A 2,181-nucleotide genomic window follows, 5' to 3' on the forward strand; every position below is an offset into this window, starting at 1 on the left:
ATACAAAACTCCGTATGAAGTGTTTTTCAGTGAAATGAGTAAAAGATTAGCTAGCTAATTTAGGTGGAAATTGCACTTGTTGTTGGAATTGGCGTAATACTTTTAGAAGAACATTTTGGACAGTTTTTAGAGCTTTTTTATAATCCATTATAGAAATACCTTGGTTTCTTACCAATATACAGAAGTTTGCAAGGGTTTTCAAACCCCCATATTTTTAATTAAGTCGTTTTAGGTCATATTTAATAATTTATTATCCTTCTGTATTGTTCTAAGAAATAAGTAAGAAACTGTAACTATTTTGTAACAGTAAACACTCTATATCATAGTAAAGCTGTTACAGTAAGCCCAAAAAAGCCTATATTCATGGATTTATTAAACCCTTCTAGAGTTTAGTCCCTTTGTAACAGCTTCATTAATATCTTTTTTATAGTCTGGATTTAGTCTTCCCAGCTCTCTATCAAATTTTACAACTATATCTTTGTTTGTGTTTGGATGCCTACATATTCTAAAGAGAAGATCTTTATAAACATCAAAATCTGGATGTGATCTCATCCCAAGTTTTTCATGTACTCTTCCGTGATGCTTTAAAACAAGGTCTAATGCTTCTTTTAGTTCTTTAGTTGTTGATTTCTTATTTTTTACGATTGAGACAAGGTAATCTAAGCTTGTATTAGGAGAGTTTCTTTGTGTAAATGAGGCTTTATTAGCTTCAGCCTTTTGTGCTTGTTTTTTTTGTTTAGAAGAGAAAAATAATAAAAATATTAAAATGGCTAGTATTACTACTAAGCCTAAGATAGATTTTATTAGTAGGGTTATCTCCATAGTTTTGTGACCTTCATAATTATTTTATAGGTATTATATCGGTAAAAAATAGTTTTGACTTTAAGTGAGCTATTGCACACTCTTTAAAATATTATGTTTAATTGTTCCTTGTAGCTTTTATAAGCCTAAAAACTTGTTTAGTTTTATTTTTTATCAATTTTAATGCTGTTTGCTTTTGCATAGCATCTTGCAAACTCATAGGAGAATCTAAGATGCTAAAAACTGCACTTACACCTTTTTGGTGTACTTCATCATCTATCTCAGCATAGTTTCCGGTTAAAGCTATACAAGGGATGTTTTGTGACTGACAATGCTCAGATATGCCATCTATGACTTTACCCATAACTGACTGTTTATCTATCTTGCCCTCACCTGTTATAACAAAATGAGCATCTTTGATTTTTTCTTCAAACTTTATATGTTCTAGGACTATCTTGATGCCAGATTTTAACTCAGCATTTAAAAAAGCTAAAAATCCAAAGCCGATGCCACCACCTGCTCCAGCTCCAACAATACTTGAAAAATCTTCTTTAACTTCTTTTTTTACAAAATCTGCAAATGCTTTTAACTCAGAGTCAAGCTTTTCTATCATCTCTGCATCTGCACCTTTTTGTTTCGAGTATATATATGAAGCACCATTTTTTCCATAAAGAGGATTATTAACATCGCAAGCCACTTTAAAGCTACACTCACTTAGTTCTTCTAAAACATTACTTATGTCTAATTTAGCTATGCTAGACAAATCTTTTGCATAAACAACCTCTGCATCTAAGGAATCTAAAAACTTGAAACCCAACGCTCTAAGCATGCCTAAACCTGCGTCATTTGTAGCACTTCCACCAAGTCCTATAATAAACTCTCTAATGCCCTTATTTATAGCATCTCGTATAAGTTCACCTGTTCCATATGTAGTAGTATAGTAAGGGTTTCTATCTTTTTCATTTATAAGAGGTAAACCGCTAGCGGCAGCCATTTCTATAACAGCAGTAGAATTATTTAGTATGATGTAAGAAGCTTCTATATCTTTATTTAGTGGGTCTTTACATTTAACAAAAATATCTTTTGCATCTGAGTCAGCAGACATAGCTTCAAGAGTTCCCTCCCCACCATCAGCGATAGGACATATTATAATCTCACTATCTTCATAAATTTCTCTTATTCCATCTTTTATGGACGAAGAAAGTTCACTCGAACTAACACTTCCTTTAAATGAATCTATCGCTATTACTACTTTCATATATTATGCCTATTTTACAAATCATTCGCCAATTCTAAAATCAAGTGCAATTTTTTGAAAGTAAGTTGAAAGATAGGATTAATCGATAATCTGCTAATCTTATTCGACCAAAAACAAAGAAG

The 2,181-nt window shown here is 31.8% G+C and carries 2 protein-coding genes; both read right to left on the minus strand.

The genetic code is table 11. The features are described 5' to 3' along the window. Nucleotides 1–372: 372 nt before the first annotated feature. Nucleotides 373–822 carry a hypothetical protein gene (locus QZZ48_RS15505; protein WP_294967159.1) on the minus strand — a complete coding sequence of 150 codons (450 nt, stop codon included), beginning with the start codon at nucleotides 820–822 and terminating at the stop codon, nucleotides 373–375. A 97-nt stretch (nucleotides 823–919) separates the two neighbouring features. Further along, nucleotides 920–2,059: a glycerate kinase gene (locus QZZ48_RS15510; protein ID WP_294967160.1), complete on the minus strand. Its 1,140-nt coding sequence runs from the start codon at nucleotides 2,057–2,059 to the stop codon at nucleotides 920–922. Nucleotides 2,060–2,181: the final 122 nt, after the last annotated feature.

The organism is Sulfurimonas sp., assembly GCF_016744025.1.
In the GTDB taxonomy this organism is placed as follows: Bacteria; Campylobacterota; Campylobacteria; order Campylobacterales; family Sulfurimonadaceae; genus Sulfurimonas.

Coding starts and splice junctions, on each gene's coding strand:
- QZZ48_RS15505 (WP_294967159.1), bottom strand. CDS start 822: ATGGAGATAACCCTACTAATAAAATCTATCTTAGGCTTAGTAGTAATA.
- QZZ48_RS15510 (WP_294967160.1), bottom strand. CDS start 2,059: ATGAAAGTAGTAATAGCGATAGATTCATTTAAAGGAAGTGTTAGTTCG.